Source organism: Micromonospora sp. CA-263727 (assembly GCF_050942455.1).
Lineage (GTDB): Bacteria > Actinomycetota > Actinomycetes > Mycobacteriales > Micromonosporaceae > Micromonospora.
In genome coordinates this window covers 6,231,421-6,246,219 of sequence record NZ_CP192031.1, presented here as the reverse complement: position 1 = coordinate 6,246,219, position 14,799 = coordinate 6,231,421, and the positions used below count along the sequence as shown (strand labels likewise).

15 protein-coding genes are annotated in these 14,799 nt (G+C 72.3%); 11 read left to right on the top strand and 4 right to left on the bottom strand.

Translation table 11 applies throughout. The annotated features are described in order from the left end of the window. Positions 1-31 precede the first annotated feature (31 nt). The 4 genes from ACQPYA_RS27335 (at position 32) to ACQPYA_RS27320 (ending at position 4,653) form a co-directional block, all read left to right on the top strand. Positions 32-3,208: a nitrate- and nitrite sensing domain-containing protein gene (locus tag ACQPYA_RS27335; protein WP_433529915.1), complete on the top strand. Its 3,177-nt coding sequence runs from the start codon at positions 32-34 to the stop codon at positions 3,206-3,208. Further along, complete coding sequence (locus ACQPYA_RS27330) at positions 3,205-3,612, top strand: roadblock/LC7 domain-containing protein (RefSeq protein WP_433529914.1); 408 nt, start codon at positions 3,205-3,207, stop codon at positions 3,610-3,612. The genes ACQPYA_RS27335 and ACQPYA_RS27330 overlap by 4 nt, the downstream gene beginning before the upstream one ends. 77 nt (positions 3,613-3,689) lie before the next feature. Then, positions 3,690-4,052, top strand: coding sequence for a DUF742 domain-containing protein (locus tag ACQPYA_RS27325; RefSeq protein ID WP_433529913.1), 363 nt, complete (start codon positions 3,690-3,692; stop codon positions 4,050-4,052). Further along, the gene (locus ACQPYA_RS27320; protein ID WP_433529912.1) at positions 4,033-4,653 is read left to right on the top strand and encodes a GTP-binding protein; all 621 of its coding nucleotides are present in this window, start codon (positions 4,033-4,035) and stop codon (positions 4,651-4,653) included. Before ACQPYA_RS27325 ends, ACQPYA_RS27320 begins: the two co-directional genes overlap by 20 nt. A gap of 108 nt (positions 4,654-4,761) precedes the next feature. On the opposite strand, the gene ACQPYA_RS27315 is transcribed toward ACQPYA_RS27320, so the two are convergent. Further along, positions 4,762-5,850, bottom strand: coding sequence for a uroporphyrinogen-III synthase (locus tag ACQPYA_RS27315; RefSeq protein WP_433529911.1), 1,089 nt, complete (start codon positions 5,848-5,850; stop codon positions 4,762-4,764). Further along, on the bottom strand, positions 5,851-6,198 hold the full coding sequence (gene nirD / locus ACQPYA_RS27310; RefSeq protein ID WP_433529910.1) for a nitrite reductase small subunit NirD: 348 nt from the start codon (positions 6,196-6,198) through the stop codon (positions 5,851-5,853). It abuts the gene before it with no gap. 195 nt (positions 6,199-6,393) lie between these two features. On the opposite strand from nirD, the gene ACQPYA_RS27305 reads away from it, so the two are divergent. The 6 genes from ACQPYA_RS27305 to glmM all read left to right on the top strand — a co-directional run bounded on the left by ACQPYA_RS27305 (position 6,394) and on the right by glmM (position 10,369). Beyond that, a complete protein-coding gene (locus tag ACQPYA_RS27305) occupies positions 6,394-7,128 on the top strand; it encodes a class I SAM-dependent methyltransferase (protein WP_433529909.1) in 735 nt (244 codons plus the stop codon). Positions 7,129-7,157: 29 nt separating this feature from the next. After that, entirely contained in the window at positions 7,158-7,415 is a 258-nt protein-coding gene (locus ACQPYA_RS27300; RefSeq protein ID WP_433529908.1) for a hypothetical protein, read from the top strand. Then, positions 7,405-7,698, top strand: a complete 294-nt coding sequence (locus tag ACQPYA_RS27295; RefSeq protein ID WP_433529907.1) for a type II toxin-antitoxin system PemK/MazF family toxin — start codon at positions 7,405-7,407, stop codon at positions 7,696-7,698. Before ACQPYA_RS27300 ends, ACQPYA_RS27295 begins: the two co-directional genes overlap by 11 nt. Positions 7,699-7,970: 272 nt before the next feature. Next, complete coding sequence (gene rplM / locus ACQPYA_RS27290; RefSeq protein ID WP_132183743.1) at positions 7,971-8,414, top strand: 50S ribosomal protein L13; 444 nt, start codon at positions 7,971-7,973, stop codon at positions 8,412-8,414. A gap of 20 nt (positions 8,415-8,434) precedes the next feature. Beyond that, positions 8,435-8,899 (top strand): 30S ribosomal protein S9, encoded by a 465-nt coding sequence (gene rpsI, locus ACQPYA_RS27285; protein WP_433529906.1) that lies wholly within the window; start codon positions 8,435-8,437, stop codon positions 8,897-8,899. 117 nt (positions 8,900-9,016) lie between these two features. Then, entirely contained in the window at positions 9,017-10,369 is a 1,353-nt protein-coding gene (gene glmM / locus ACQPYA_RS27280) for a phosphoglucosamine mutase (RefSeq protein ID WP_433529905.1), read from the top strand. Positions 10,370-10,414: 45 nt separating this feature from the next. Here the strand turns inward: glmM and ACQPYA_RS27275 are convergent, their stop codons facing one another. Together ACQPYA_RS27275 and ACQPYA_RS27270 are read right to left on the bottom strand one after the other, a co-directional pair. Further along, positions 10,415-11,533, bottom strand: coding sequence for a threonine aldolase family protein (locus ACQPYA_RS27275; protein WP_433529904.1), 1,119 nt, complete (start codon positions 11,531-11,533; stop codon positions 10,415-10,417). Next, positions 11,530-12,723: a pyridoxal phosphate-dependent aminotransferase gene (locus ACQPYA_RS27270; RefSeq protein WP_433529903.1), complete on the bottom strand. Its 1,194-nt coding sequence runs from the start codon at positions 12,721-12,723 to the stop codon at positions 11,530-11,532. The genes ACQPYA_RS27275 and ACQPYA_RS27270 overlap by 4 nt, the downstream gene beginning before the upstream one ends. A 157-nt stretch (positions 12,724-12,880) precedes the next feature. On the opposite strand from ACQPYA_RS27270, the gene glmS reads away from it, so the two are divergent. Beyond that, positions 12,881-14,794 (top strand): glutamine--fructose-6-phosphate transaminase (isomerizing), encoded by a 1,914-nt coding sequence (gene glmS / locus ACQPYA_RS27265; protein ID WP_433529902.1) that lies wholly within the window; start codon positions 12,881-12,883, stop codon positions 14,792-14,794. Positions 14,795-14,799: the final 5 nt, after the last annotated feature.

Sequence of the window (14,799 nt, the reverse complement as noted above, 5' to 3'; positions counted from 1 at the left end):
CAGGCGTGGAGAAGACGACGGAGGCGATGTCGTGAGCACCGGATCGACGACCCTGCCCGCCCGCGGCAACACCCTGCAGAAGGGACCTCGCCGGCTACCTCGGCTGCGTGACGCCCGGATCCGGTCCAAGCTGGCGCTGATCCTGGTCGTTCCGGTCGCCGCGGTGATCGCGCTGGCCACGGTCCGCCTGGTCGCCGTCGGTGAGGGCGCCTACGACGCGACCCAGGCCAGGGCGCTGACCGCGCTCTCGATCGACGTCGCCGCGCTGGCAAACGACCTGCACGCCGAACGGATGGCGGCGGCCGCCTACCTCGCCGCGCCGCAGCGGCAGGCCGACGCGTACAACCTGCGGGTCCGGCGGACCCAGGAGCGGATCGACGAGTACCGCGCGGAGCGGGCCCGGGTCGGGGAGCCTCCCGCCGCGGTCCGCGACCGCCTGGCGGCCATCGACGCGCACCTGGACACCCTGGACGGCACCCGGCAGGAAATGCTCGACCGGCAGCAGATGGAGGTCGCCGAGGCCGCCCTGCGCTACGGCGTCGTGCTGGCCGACCTGGTTGCCTACGGTGACGGGCTGGCCCAGCTGCCCGGCGAGGAGCGGCTCGCGGACACCCGGCGCGCGGTCGCCGCCTTCGCCCGCGCCAAGGCGGCCGTCGCCGAGGAGGAGTCGGTCGCGTTCACGGCGCTGAGCGCCGGCCGGCTCGACAGCGAGCAGTTCTCCGCCTTCGTGGCCACCCTGACCGGCCAGCAGGAGGCCCTGCTGGCCTTCTCGTTGGCCGCCGACCCGGAGCAGCGCGCCCTGGTCGAGAGCACTGTCTCCGGCGACGCCGTGGTGCTGGCCGACCGGATCGCCACCGACATCAGCCGCTCGGTGGGGCAGCGCTCACCGATCACCGCGCAGGACGCCACCGCCGCGATCGGCGCGGTGAACGAGCTGATGCGGTGGGCCGAGGTCGAGTTGCAGAACCGCCTCTACGCCCAGGCCGAGCAGGCTCGCGCGGACGTCATCCGGCAGGCCGTCGTCGAGACGACGCTGGTGCTGCTCACCCTGATCATCGCGGTGACCCTGGCCGTGGTGCTGGCCCGCTCGCTCAACCACTCGCTGCGCCGGCTCCGTGAGGGCGCGCTCTCGGTGGCCAACCACGACCTGCCCGAGGCGGTGCGCCGGCTACAGGGCATGGGCAACGTCAGCGACGGCAGCGTCGACGAGATCGTCCGCGAGGTGCGGGACCCGATCCAGCTCACCAACCGCGACGAGGTGGGCCAGGTGGCCCTGGCCTTCAACGTCGTACACCGGGAGGCGGTCCGGGTCGCGGCCGAACAGGCGGCCCTGCGGACCAGCGTCTCGGCGATGTTCCTCAACCTGGCCCGGCGCAGTCAGACCCTGGTCGACCGCATGATCGGCGAACTCGACGCGATCGAGCGTGGCGAGGAGGACCCGAAGCGCCTCGCCCAGCTGTTCGAGCTCGACCACCTCGCCACCCGGATGCGCCGCAACGACGAGAACCTGCTCGTGCTCGCCGGGGCGGACTCGGCCGTGCCGCGCCGGGACGACGCCCTGCTGGTGGACGTGCTGCGGGCCGCGCAGTCCGAGGTCGAGCTCTACAACCGGATCGAGTTCGGCACCGTCGACACCGACGTCTCGGTGGCCGCGCACGCGGTCAACGACGTCGTGCGGCTGGTGGCCGAGCTGCTCGACAACGCCACCCGCTTCTCGCCGCCGAACACGACCGTGGTCGCCGACGGCCGGCGGATCCGGGACTACGTGCTCATCCAGATCGAGGACCGTGGCCTCGGCCTGACCGACGAGCAGATGGACGCACTCAACCGGCGGCTCGCCGCGCCCTCCAACGTGGACGTGGCGGCGTTCCGGCTGATGGGCCTCGCGGTGGTCAGCCGGCTCGCGGCCCGCTACGGGATCCGGGTCGAGCTGCGCCGCAACGTCGAGGGCGGCACCGTCGCGCAGATCACCCTGCCCAACCCCACGGTGGTGCTGCCGAGCCTGCGTGGCCGCGACCAGGCGATCACCCGCCCGCGGCAGCCGCTCGCGGTCGAGCAGACCCCGTCGGCCCCGGCCGCGGTCAGCGAGTCGGTCGGCGGTGCGGGGCTGAGCACCGCCACGCTGAGTGACCGGTGGCGTAACAGCACGCCGTCCTCGGTGCCCTGGCCGGCCGCGGAACCCACGCCGCCAGCCCACATGCCGCCGGCCCACACCCCACCGGCCCACATCCCGCCGGCCCACACTCAGCCACCGGCCTACGCCGGCGGGTTCAACGCGGGTACGCCCACCGTCTCCCAACCGACCGTCGAACCGATGCCGTACCGAGGTGCAAACGTCGGTGGCCACACCGCGCCAGCCGCACCCGTACTGCCGGTGGGCCCGGTCGCCGGCGCGGCGATGAGCGCCCCGAGCGCCTTCACCCCGGGCGCCTACGGGTCGGGCGCCGCCCAGAACCCCGGCGGTGGGAGCATCGATGGCCCCACCTTCGCCGGTCTGGGCGCCAGCCTGGCCGCCACCACCCCGCTCGCGACCGGGCCGATCACCGCCCCACCCGACCCGCCGGTCGAGGCGCCGATCTTCCGCGAGATGGAGGCGGTCTGGTTCCGGTCGCACGGCAACGACGCGACCGCCATCTTCAGCCGGCCGCAGTTCGACGAGCCGCCGGCGCCACCGGTCGCTGCCAGCCCGTCGGCGCCCGCAGTCGAACCGACGAGGGGGCGCAGCCCGCTGCCCACCCGCACACCCGGTGCGGCGGCCGGCGGGGCACCCGCACAGCCGGTGCAGCCGGTGCAGCCCGTACAGCCGGTGCAGCCGCCACCACCGTCGTACCGCCCGTCGCCGGCCGCGCCGCCCAGCCCGCCGCCGCCCAGCGTGGCACCGCCGGCCGCGCCACCACGCCCCGCGCCCCCGTCCTCCGGCGGGCCGCAGGACGACGCCTGGCGGACGGCGGCCGACGAGGGCTGGTCGCGGGCCAGCCAGGCGGCCGAGCCCATGCCCGCCGGCACGACCCGCTCCGGCCTGCCGAAGCGGGTGCCGCAGGCGCAACTCGTACCCGGCGGGATCGAACCCCGCAGCGGGCGGGAGCACAGCCGCCGTACCCCGGACGAAGTACGCGGTCTGCTGTCGGCATACCACCGCGGCGTCCAGCGTGGGCGGACGGCCGGCGCGAGTCAGAACAGCACCTCGACCAAGGAGACGAGCCGATGAACAGGCCAGCGGCCATTCAGGACATGGGTTGGCTGCTCACCAACTTCGCCGACAGCGTGGCGGGCATCGCCCACGTGGTGGCGGTGTCCGCGGACGGGCTGTTGCTCGCCTGCTCCCGCGACCTGCCGACGGACCGAGCGGACCAGCTTGCCGCGATCACCTCCGGTGTGGTCAGCCTGACCGAGGGTGCGGCGCGGATGTTCAGCGCCGGCGGGGTGTTGCAGACGGTCATCGAGATGGACAGCGGTTACCTGTTCCTGATGTCGATCAGCGACGGCTCGTCGATGGCGGTGCTCGCGGCGCGCAGCTGCGACGTCGGCCAGGTGGGTTACGAGATGGCGCTGCTGGTGGAGCGGGTCGGTGCCGCGCTGGTGCCGCTGCCCCGCGACGCAGTGAGGTCATAACAGGTCCGGCGCGACCGCGCCGGGCGACAGGTGGACCGGCGGGGTACGCCGGCGGACGGGAGAGAAGGTGATCGCGAATGGAACATCGGCGTGACCCACGTGGTGCGCTGGTCCGGCCGTACGCGGTCACCCGGGGCCGAACCGAGCCGCTCCAGGACATCGCCCTGGAAGCGGTGCTGGTGGCCAGTCCCACCCAGATCGCCGAGTCGCGCTTCGCCGGGCACGACAAACATCGCATCGCCATGGTCTGCGAGGGTCGGCCCGAGTCGCTGGCGGAGATCGCCGCGTACACCCGGTTGCCGCTGGGTGTCGCCCGGGTGCTGGTCGCCGACATGGTGGCCGAGAACCTGTTGACGCTACAGACGGCCGCTCCCGCCACAGGTTACGAGGAGCGGATGGAAATGCTGGGAAGGGTGCTGAGTGGACTTCGCGAGCTATGACCCCGCCGGGGCCCGCCAGAGGGGAATCATCTCCGCGAAGATTGTTGTCGCGGGGGGCTTCGGTGTCGGCAAGACGACGCTGGTCGGTGCGATCTCCGAGATCACACCGCTGACCACCGAGGCGGTGATGACCGCGGCGGGCGTCGGCATCGACGATCCGTCCAAGGTGCCGGGCAAGGAGACCACCACCGTCGCCATGGACTTCGGCCGGATCACCATGGCGCAGGACCTGATCCTGTACCTCTTCGGCACACCCGGGCAGACCCGGTTCTGGTTCATGTGGGACGAGATCATCCGGGGTGCGGTGGGCGCTGCCGTCCTGGTGGACACCCGCCGGATCACCGACGCGTTCGCCCCGCTGGACTACTTCGAGAACCGCAGGCTGCCGTACGTGGTCGCGTTGAACCGGTTCGACGGCGCACCGCAGTACGAGCTGGAAGAGGTGCGCGAGGCGCTCGCCATCTCGCCGGACGTGCCGCTGGTGATGACCGACGCCCGGCAGCGTGAGCCGGTCAAGCGGGTGCTGGTGACCGTCGTCGAACACGCGATGGCTCGACTTCAGGCCGAGCACGATCGGGGCTTCCCGACCCCGGTCGGCTGAGTTCGGCGCTTGTGCCGGCCGGCGCTTGCGTTCCGGCCGGCTCCGGCTGGTGTTAGGAGGGGCCCCCTCCTCTACCTGAGGCGTTAGGAAGGGCCCCTTCCTAACGCCTCAGTCGATCCGGAGGCGGTAGCCGCGCTTGACCACGGTCTGCACCACGCGCGGGGCCTTCAGGCCCGCCCGCAGCCGGGCCACCGCCATCTCCACAGCGTGCTCGTCGGCGCCCCGTGGCAGCGTCCGCAACAGGGCGGTACGCGAAAGCACCCGCCCCGGCGTCTGGGCCAGCGCCCGCAGCACCGCCATCGGCGCCGGTGCCAGTGGATGCAGCTCACCGTCCAGCACCGCCGCGTGACCGCGCAGGGTGAGCAGGTGCCCGGCGACCTTGATGGTGACCGTCCGCCGGGGCAGCTCGTCGACGATGGTGCGGACCAGGGCGCCCAGCCGCGCCCGGCTCGGCGCGCTCACCGGCACCCCGCGCCGGACCAGCGGCGCCGCGGTGACCGGGCCGACACAGCTGGCCAGCACGTCACCGCGGAGCGCCTCCAGGACCGTCTCCGTGCGGTCGCCGGCGGCCCGCAGCAGCGCCTCGACCGCCGGTGCCGAGGTGAAGGTGACCGCGTCCACCAGCCGACCGGCCACCAGATCGACCAGCCGGTGCAACGGTGCCGGGTCGGTCGGTGGTGCCCAGCGGTAGACCGGGACCTCGATCACGGTGGCCCCGGCCTCCTCCAGCGCGCGGGTGCACTCGGGCTGCCGCTCGCCGTGCAGCTGCACCGCGATCACCTGCCCGGCCACGCCCCGCCGACGCAGGTGGTCGACCACCTCGTCGCAGCTCTCCGAGTAGGGAGACCACTGGTCGTGCAGGCCGGCCGCACGGATCGCGCTGCGCGCCTTCGGGCCCCGCGCCACCACGTACGCGCCGCTGAGCACCGAGCGCAGCGGCTCGGCCAGCCCCCACCCCTCGGCCGCCTCCAGCCAGCCACGCATGCCGATCCCGGTGTTGGCCATCAGCACGTCCGGTGGCCGGTCCAGGCAGGCGCGGGTGGCCTCGCGTAGCTCGGTGTCGTCCGCGAGCGGCACGATCCGCAGGGCGGGAGCGAGCACCACTCGGGCACCGCGCTGTTGGAGCAGCGCGGCGAGTTCGTCCCGCCGCCGGTCGGCGGTCACCCCGATGGTGAAGCCGGCCAATTCCTCGCGCATTCACCCCTCCTGTCGCAGCCGCACCTCGACCATGCCGTCCCGGCAACGGATCTCGTGCCGGGTCACGGCGACTCCAGGCAGGTCGAGACAATCCCCCGTACGCAGGTCGTACACCTGCTCGTGCAGCGGCGAAGCGACCGCCGGCGCCCCCGCGCGGCTGCCCACGATCCCGCGGGACAGCACGTACGCCCCGGCAACCGGGTCTCGGTTGTCGATCGCGTACAGCCCGTCCCGGGTCCGGAAGAGCGCCACCTGCACCCCGTCGACGAGGGCGGCGACGCCCCGGTCCGGGTCGAGCCGGTCCAGCGGAGAGACGGTGTGCCAGCGCAGGGTCGTCGCGGTGCTCATCGCCGCGCCTCCGGCGGTGTCGCCGGCCGTGCACCGTCTGTCATGTCGGCAAAGCGTGCCGTTGGGCAGTTTCCGGTCCGCGTCCCTTTTGTTTCGGTCCTGTCAAGAGCCGCTCACACCGCACGGTACTGACGAGCCGGATCGCGCGGTCTAGAATGTGGAACAACTTTCCCGAAATTTGGGAGCATCGAGGTCGTGGATTGGCGGATCGAGATGACCGTGGCTGAGGCGTTCGACGCGGTGGCCGGCAGTTACGACGCGGCCCGGCGGCGGCTGGTGCCCTGCTTCGACGGGTTCTACGGGACCGCGGTCGAGGTGGCCGAGCCACCCCTGCGCGCCGCCCTCGCGGCCGGGCGTACGCCCGAGGTGCTGGATCTGGGCGCCGGGACCGGCCTGCTGTCGTCGCTGCTCGCCGCCGCCGTGCCCGGCGTCCGGCTGACCCTGGTCGACGCCGCGCCGAAGATGCTGGCCGTCGCCGCCGAGCAGCTCACCGCGCGTGACGTACCGCACCGGGTGGTCGTGGCCGACCTGGCCGACCCGTTGTCCGCCGGGCGGTACGACGCGGTGGTCAGCGCGCTGGCCATCCACCACCTGGACGACGCCGGCAAGCGGGACCTCTACCGGCGGGTCGCCGAGGTTCTCGTGCCGGGTGGCATCTTCGTCAATGCCGAGCAGGTCGCCGGCCCGACGCCGGAACTGGACCACCGCTACCACCAGGTCTGGCTGGCGCAGATCAGCGCGCTCGGCTCGGATGCCGCCGAGATCGCCGCCGCCGAGCAGCGGATGGCGTACGACCGGCCGGCGCCGACGGGGGAGCAGTGCCGCTGGCTGACCGAGGCGGGTCTGGTGGACGTGGACTGCTTTTTCAAGGCGTGGCGCTTCGCCGTCTTCGGCGGTCGCGCTCCCTCGGTGGGCTCGCGGGATGACTGACGGTCATACCAGCGGGTAGTCTGTCCGGCATGACAGCCAAGGTGACTCTGTCGTTCTCGGACGAGACGATCGCGGACGCCCGGCAGTTCGCCAAGCGCGAGGGGCTCACCCTCTCGGCCTGGATGGACCAGGCGGCGAGAGAGAAGGCGCTGCGCGAGGTCTTCGCGGCGCACGCCGCCGCGGTCGGCCGGGCCGGGCTGGACCTGGAATCCGCCTCGCTGGCCGACGCGCAGGAGGTCGGCATGGTCGACGACCTGCTCTTCGGCGGTCGCCCGCGTGCTGCGTAGGGGTGAGGTCTGGCGGATCGAGGGGGCCCGGGAGCGGCTCGGGTTGGTGATCAGCTCGGATGTCTACAACTCCACCGCGGTGCCCATCGTGATCGTCGCCGAGGTGGTCGAGGCGGCGTTGCTGCGCGACTCGCCCCTGGCGGTGCCGATGGGCGGCTGGGTGGTGATGCCCGACCGGATCTCCTCGCCGATGAAGAAGTGGTTCACCGAGTGCGTGGACGTGGCCGACGCCGAGACCATGCGGCGGATCGACCGGGCGCTGCGCATCCTCCAGCAGCTCTGACCCGGCGCGTGCCTTGCCATCTCCGCCGGCCGCTGGTGCGATTCCCGTTGCCTGCTCGGCGGTGGGCTCGGGCCGTCCGGATCCCGCCGGCGCGTCTACCGGACCCCGTTTTGACCGGCCGGTAGGGCTGCGGGTATCGTTGCCTGCTGTTGTACGACATCTGTGGGCGTGCCGCCTGAGGTACGCTTGGTCGTTCGTGCGCGCTGGTCCGGCTGGAACATCTGGTCACTTCGGCGCGCTACCCCAGACCGACGACGAGACAAGGTAGACCTGTGCGTACGTACAGCCCGAAGCCGGGTGAGATCGAGCGTCAGTGGCACGTCATCGACGCCTCTGATGTCGTGCTGGGCCGCCTGGCCACCCACGCCGCCACGCTGCTGCGGGGCAAGCACAAGCCGACTTTCGCGCCGCACGTCGACACGGGCGACTTCGTCGTCGTCGTGAACGCGGGCAAGGTCGCGCTGACCGGCAACAAGCGCCAGCAGAAGATCGCCTACCGGCACTCCGGCTACCCGGGCGGCCTGAAGCAGGTCGGCTACGACGAGCTGCTCACCAAGCGCCCCGAGCGGGCCATCGAGCTGGCCGTGAAGGGGATGCTCCCGCACAACAAGCTCGGCCGTCAGCTGATCAAGAAGCTGAAGGTCTACGCCGGTGCCGAGCACCCGCACGGCGCGCAGCAGCCGGTGCCGTTCGAGATCAAGCAGATCGCGCAGTGAGCGCGGGCGAAGGAATCAGCATGACCGACATCACCGCCACCGAGGTCGCCCCCGAGGCCACCGAGGCGCCGGCGCCCGTCGCCCGCGCGCCTCGTGGTGACCGCCCGATCCAGACCGTGGGCCGGCGCAAGGAGGCCATCGTCCGGGTCCGCATCGTGCCGGGCTCCGGCAAGATCACCTGCAACGGGCGGGACCTGGAGGCCTACTTCCCGAGCAAGGTGCACCAGCAGCTGATCAAGGATCCGCTGGTCACCGCGGAGAAGGCCGAGGCGTTCGACGTCATCGCCAACCTGCGTGGCGGCGGCACCACCGGCCAGGCCGGTGCGCTGCGGCTGGCCATCGCCCGGGCGCTGATCGTCAACGAGCCGGACGATCGCCCGGCCCTGAAGAAGGCCGGCTTCCTGACCCGTGACGCCCGGGTCAAGGAGAGCAAGAAGTACGGCCTCAAGAAGGCCCGTAAGGCTCCCCAGTACTCGAAGCGCTGATCCTCAGCCGCACCTTGTACTTCTGACGGACGGCCGGTCCGCCTCCCCTCGATCCGGGAGGTGGGCCGGCCGTTTCGCTTTCTCCTTCATCAGCAGCTTCATCGGAGGTTGGCGGGTATGGGCCGGTTGTTCGGCACAGACGGGGTACGCGGACGGGCGAACGCCGATCTCACCCCGGAGTTGGCGCTCTCGGTGGCCGTCGCGGCCGCCCACACCCTTGCCGAGTCGGATCGCAGCCATCCGCCGCTGGCCGTGGTCGGCCGGGACACCCGGGCCAGCGGCGAGATGCTGGAGGCGGCCGTGGTGGCCGGGCTGACCAGCGCCGGCGCCACGGTGATCCGGGTCGGCGTGCTGCCCACCCCGGCCGTGGCGTTCCTCACCGGGGAGGCCAAGGCGGACCTCGGGGTGATGCTGTCGGCCTCGCACAACCCGATGCCGGACAACGGGATCAAGCTCTTCGCGGCGGGCGGGCACAAGCTGCCGGACGAGATCGAGATGCGGATCGAGGCGGCCATCGAGGCCAACGCCACCACCGCCTGGAAGCGGCCGGTCGGCGCGGGGGTGGGTCGGGTGCACGACCTGCTCGACGGCGCCGACCACTACGTGCAGCACCTCGTCGGCACCGTGCCGCACCGCCTCGACGGGATCAAGGTGGTGGTCGACTGCGCCAACGGCGCCGCCGCCGAGGTGGCGCCGGCCGCCTACCGGGAGGCCGGCGCCGAGGTGATCGCGATCAACGCCGAGCCGGACGGGCTCAACATCAACGACGAGTGCGGGTCGAACCACATCGCCGCCCTGTGCCAGGCCGTGGTGGAGCACGGCGCGCAGCTCGGCATCGCGCACGACGGCGACGCCGACCGTTGCGTCGCGGTGACCGCCGACGGCGACGAGGTCGACGGTGACCAGGTGATGGCCATCCTGGCCCTGGCCATGCGGGAGGCCGGCACGCTGACCGGGGACACCCTGGTGGCCACCGTGATGAGCAACCTCGGCCTGCGGCTGGCCATGTCCGCCGAGGGCATCCGGCTGGTCGAGACCAAGGTCGGCGACCGGTACGTGCTGGAGGAGCTGCGCGGCTCCGGGCTTGCCCTCGGCGGCGAGCAGAGCGGGCACATCGTCATGCCGGCGTACGCCACCACCGGCGACGGGGTGCTGACCGGGCTGCACCTGATGGCCCGGATGGCGGACACCGGCCGTACGCTGGCCGACCTGGCAGCCGTGCTGACCAAGCTGCCCCAGGTGCTGATCAACGTGCCGGTCGGTGACCGTACCGTCGGCGCCGCCGCCCCGGCCGTACGCGCCGAGGTCGAGCGGGCCGAGGCCGAGCTGGGCGAGACGGGCCGGGTGCTGCTGCGCCCTTCCGGCACCGAGCCACTGGTCCGGGTGATGGTCGAGGCCGCCACCGAGCAGACCGCCCGCGAGATCGCCGAACGCATCGCCACCCAGGTCCGCACCGCCAGCCCGGTGTAAGGAAGGGCCCCCTCTTAACGCCTGGTGTATAGGCGGGGCCCCTTATTAACCACCGCTGCTCGCCGTGAGGCGGCGCAGGAAGCGGGCACCCAGCTCGGCCACCTGGTCGGCGTCCAAGCCGAGGGCCGGGGTGGCCACGGTGATCTCGGTGACCGCCAGGCCGGGCAACTCGGTCGGCTGCCAGCCGCCGGCGAACCACGCCTTCTCCTCCTCGGCGAGGGCGAGGTTGGCGGCGTTGAGGGTGTCCGCCGGGTGCGGCAGCCAGAGCCGGAACTGGTGGGTGTGCGGCGGCGCCGGATGCACCCGCGCGCCGGGCAGGGCAGCCAGCGCCTCCGCCACCGCTTTCGCGTGCGCCACGTAGCCGCCCAGCCGGGGTAGCTCGTGGTCCAGCCCGTAGAGCGCGGTGAGGGCGGCGGGCCACTGCTGGAACAGGGTGCCGCCGTGACGGTGCCGCCAGGCGCGGGCGTATCGGACCAGGTCGGAGTCGCCGGCCAGCGCCGCGCCCGAGATGCCGCCGAGCGACTTGTAGAACGAGACGTAGGTGCTGTCGGCGAGGGCGGCGATCTCGGCCGTCGAGCGGCCCAGGTGGACGGTCGATTCCCAGAGCCGGGCGCCGTCCAGGTGCACCCGGGCACCCCGGTCCCGGGCCGCCTCGACCGTGTCGACCAACTCGTCCCAGCTCGGCAGGACGAATCCGACCTCGCGCAGCGGCAGTTCGAGCAGCAGGGTGCCGATCGGCTCGTCGAGCGCGGCAACCTCCCCGGCGGTCGGGTTACGCGGCGCAGCCGTGGTGCGGACCGCGCGCAGGCCGCCGAGCACGGCGTACGCGTCCCGCTCGTGCACGAGCGGATGGCTGAGCGGGTGCAGGCCGACGACGTTCCGGCCGGTCAGCTCGGCGCCGTGGCGCATGGCCACCTGCTGGGCCATGGTGCCGGTGGGGAAGAAGGCTGCCGCCTCGGTGCCGAGCAGTTCGGCGACCCGCTGCTCCAGCGCCGCCACCGCCCCGCCCTCGCCGTAGAAGTCGGGCAGCAGGTCGTCGCCGGCCGCCGCCCGGATCGCGTCGAGCTGCTCGGTGACCGAGACCGGCCGGACCCCGGAGAGCATGGTGTCGCAGCCACGCTGCGCGGTCAGCCGGCGTACCCGCTCGGCGTACGGGTCGGTCATCGGGTCTTCTCCGCTCGGCGCAGCCGGGACACCGCCTCGGTGAGCACCTCGGGGCGTTTGCAGAAGGCGAACCGGACCAGTCGCCGGCCAGCCTCGGGGTCGTCGTAGAAGACCTGGGTGGGTACGGCCACCACGCCGCAGCGTTCGGGCAGCGAGCGGCAGAACTCGACTCCGTCGGAGCCGCCGAGGGCGGTGATGTCGGCGGTGACGAAGTATGTCCCCTCCGGCGTGAGCACCTCGAAACCGGCGTCGGTGAGCCCGCCGACCAGCTGGTCCCGTCGGGCCTGGAGGCCGGCGCGGAAGTCGGTGAAGTAGGCGTCGGGCAGCCCGAGCGCCACCGCGACCGCCGGTTGCAGGGGCGCGGCGTTGACGAAGGTGAGGAACTGCTTGACCCGCAGCACCGCGGCGACCAGCGCCGCCGGCCCGCTGGCCCAGCCCACCTTCCAACCGGTGCAGGAGAAGGTCTTGCCGGCCGAGGAGATTCGCAGCGTCCGCTCGCGCATCCCGGGCAGCGTCGCCAGCGGCACGTGCCCGCTCGCGGCGTCGGTGAAGACCAGGTGCTCGTACACCTCGTCGGTGACCGCGTACGCGCCGTGCTCCTGGCACAGCTCGGCGATCAGGGCGAGCTCGGCCGGGGTGAACACCTTGCCGGTCGGGTTGTGCGGGGAGTTCAGCAGCACCAGGCGGGTGCGGGGGCCGAACGCGGTGCGCAGGGCGGCCGGGTCGAAGGCGTACCGCCCGTCGGGGCCGGGGTGCAGCGTGACGGGCCGCCGCACCGCGCCGGCCAGCGTGATCGAGGCGGCGTACGAGTCGTAGTACGGCTCGAAGCAGACCACCTCGTCGCCCGGCTCGCAGAGGGCGAGGATCGCCGCGGCGACCGCCTCGGTGGCACCGGCGGTCACCACCACCTCGCCCTCCGGGTCGTACTCCAGACCCCAGAAGCGGCGCTGGTGCCCGGCCACGGCCGCCCGCAGTTCCGGGATGCCGGGACCCGGCGGGTACTGGTTGCGGCCGGAGCGCAGTGCCTCGGCCGCGGCGGCGAGCATCTCCGGCGGGCCGTCGGTGTCCGGAAAGCCCTGCCCGAGGTTGACCGCACCGGTCCGTACGGCGAGGGCGGACATCTCGGCGAAGATCGTCGTGCCGAACGGGCGCATCCGGCTCACCAGTGGGTCGACGTCGGTGCTTTTCACGCCCGTCAGGGTACGGGTGTTCGCGGTCATCCCGCCCGGCCGTGGTCACGTGCTATGCGACCCCGATCACCGGTGCGGCCCAGATCGCTCAAATTCAGTGATTGTTTACCCGGCTTTCGCGCAGACAACGTGAGCGATGCTGGTTAGGCTGCCACTCATGTGTGGAATCGTGGGGTACGCCGGCGCCCGACCGGCACTCGGCATCGTGCTCGATGGCCTGCGGCGGCTGGAGTACCGGGGCTACGACTCGGCCGGCGTCGCCGTCGTCTGCGAAGGGGAGCTGCTGACCGAAAAGAAGGCCGGCAAGCTGGCCAACCTGGAGAAGGTGCTCTCCGAGCGGGCCGCCGAGGACCCGTCCGGCTGTGGCGCCAGCCCGATCGGCATCGGCGACGGCACCACCGGCATCGGGCACACCCGGTGGGCCACGCACGGCGGCCCCACGGACCGCAACGCCCACCCGCACCTGTCGCCCGACGGCCGGGTCGCGGTGATCCACAACGGCATCATCGAGAACTTCGCCCGGCTCCGTGCCGAACTGGAGGACGACGGCGTCCAGTTCGCCAGCGACACCGACACCGAGTGCGCCGCGCACCTGCTCGCCAAGGCCCTGGCCGAGCTGCGGGCGGCCGGCCAGCCGGACGGGCCCCAGCTGCTCGCCGCCGCCATGCGGGTGGTCTGCCAACGGCTGGAGGGCGCGTTCACGCTGCTCGCCGTGGACTCCGCGGTGCCCGGCGCGGTGGTCGGCGCGCGTCGCAACTCGCCGCTGGTGGTCGGCCGGGGGGACGGGGAGAACTACCTGGCCAGCGATGTCGCCGCGTTCATCGAGCACACCCGCGAGGCGGTCGAGCTGGGCCAGGACCAGATCGTCCTGATCACCGGCGACAGCATCGAGATCACCGACTTCGCCGGCCAGCCCGCCAGCGGCAAGGACTTCCACATCGACTGGGACTCCTCGGCCGCGGAGAAGGGCGGCTACGACTGGTTCATGCTCAAGGAGATCGCTGAGCAGCCGGCGGCCGTCGCGGACACGCTGCTCGGCCGGCTGACCGAATCCGGAGAGATCGCCCTCGACGAGGTCCGCCTCAGCGACCAGGACCTGCGCGACGTCGACAAGGTCTTCATCGTCGCCTGCGGCACTTCCTATCACGCCGGGATGGTGGCCAAGTACGCGATCGAGCACTGGACCCGGATCCCCTGCGAGGTGGAGTTGGCCAGCGAGTTCCGCTACCGCGACCCGGTGCTCGACCGGTCCACCCTGATCGTGGTGATCTCGCAGTCCGGCGAGACCATGGACACCCTGATGGCGCTGCGGCACGCCAAGGAGCAGAAGGCCCGGGTGTTGGCCATCTGCAACACCAACGGCTCCACCATCCCCCGCGAGTCCGACGCGGTCCTCTACACCCACGGCGGGCCGGAGATCGCCGTCGCCTCCACCAAGGCGTTCCTCACCCAGCTGGTCGCCTGCTACCTGATCGGCCTGCACCTCGCGCAGGTGCGCGGCGTCAAGTTCGCCGACGAGGTGGCGGCCGTGGTCGAGCAACTGCACCAGGTGCCGGGCAAGCTGCGCGACCTGCTGGCCCGGATCGAGCCGGTCCGCGAGCTGGCCCGCGAGCTGCGCGCCGAGCCGACGGTGCTGTTCATCGGCCGGCACGTCGGCTACCCGGTGGCGCTGGAGGGCGCGCTGAAGCTCAAGGAGTTGGCGTACATGCACGCCGAGGGCTTCGCCGCGGGCGAGCTGAAGCACGGCCCGATCTCGCTCGTCGACCAGGGCACCCCGGTGATCTGCGTGGTGCCGTCGCCGGTCGGCCGCGGGCTGCTGCACGACAAGGTCGTCTCCAACATCCAGGAGGTACGCGCGCGGGGCGCCCGCACCATCGTGATCGCCGAGGAGGGCGACGAGTCCGTTGTCCGTTACGCCGACCACCTGATCTACGTGCCGCGTACGCCGACGCTGCTCGCCCCGCTGGTGACCACCGTGCCGTTGCAGGTCTTCGCGGCCGAGATCGCCGCCGCCCGGGGACACGATGTCGACCAGCCGCGCAACCTCGCCAAGTCCGTCACGGTGGAGTAGCCCCT

Bases quoted from the DNA above. Each gene is read 5' to 3' on its own strand.
- ACQPYA_RS27315 (WP_433529911.1), bottom strand. From the start codon at position 5,850: ATGCGCGAGGAATTGGCCGGCTTCACCATCGGGGTGACCGCCGACCGG.
- glmM (WP_433529905.1), top strand. From the start codon at position 9,017: ATGGGCCGGTTGTTCGGCACAGACGGGGTACGCGGACGGGCGAACGCC.
- rpsI (WP_433529906.1), top strand. From the start codon at position 8,435: ATGACCGACATCACCGCCACCGAGGTCGCCCCCGAGGCCACCGAGGCG.
- nirD (WP_433529910.1), bottom strand. From the start codon at position 6,198: ATGAGCACCGCGACGACCCTGCGCTGGCACACCGTCTCTCCGCTGGAC.
- ACQPYA_RS27275 (WP_433529904.1), bottom strand. From the start codon at position 11,533: ATGACCGACCCGTACGCCGAGCGGGTACGCCGGCTGACCGCGCAGCGT.
- ACQPYA_RS27330 (WP_433529914.1), top strand. From the start codon at position 3,205: ATGAACAGGCCAGCGGCCATTCAGGACATGGGTTGGCTGCTCACCAAC.
- ACQPYA_RS27325 (WP_433529913.1), top strand. From the start codon at position 3,690: ATGGAACATCGGCGTGACCCACGTGGTGCGCTGGTCCGGCCGTACGCG.
- glmS (WP_433529902.1), top strand. From the start codon at position 12,881: ATGTGTGGAATCGTGGGGTACGCCGGCGCCCGACCGGCACTCGGCATC.
- ACQPYA_RS27300 (WP_433529908.1), top strand. From the start codon at position 7,158: ATGACAGCCAAGGTGACTCTGTCGTTCTCGGACGAGACGATCGCGGAC.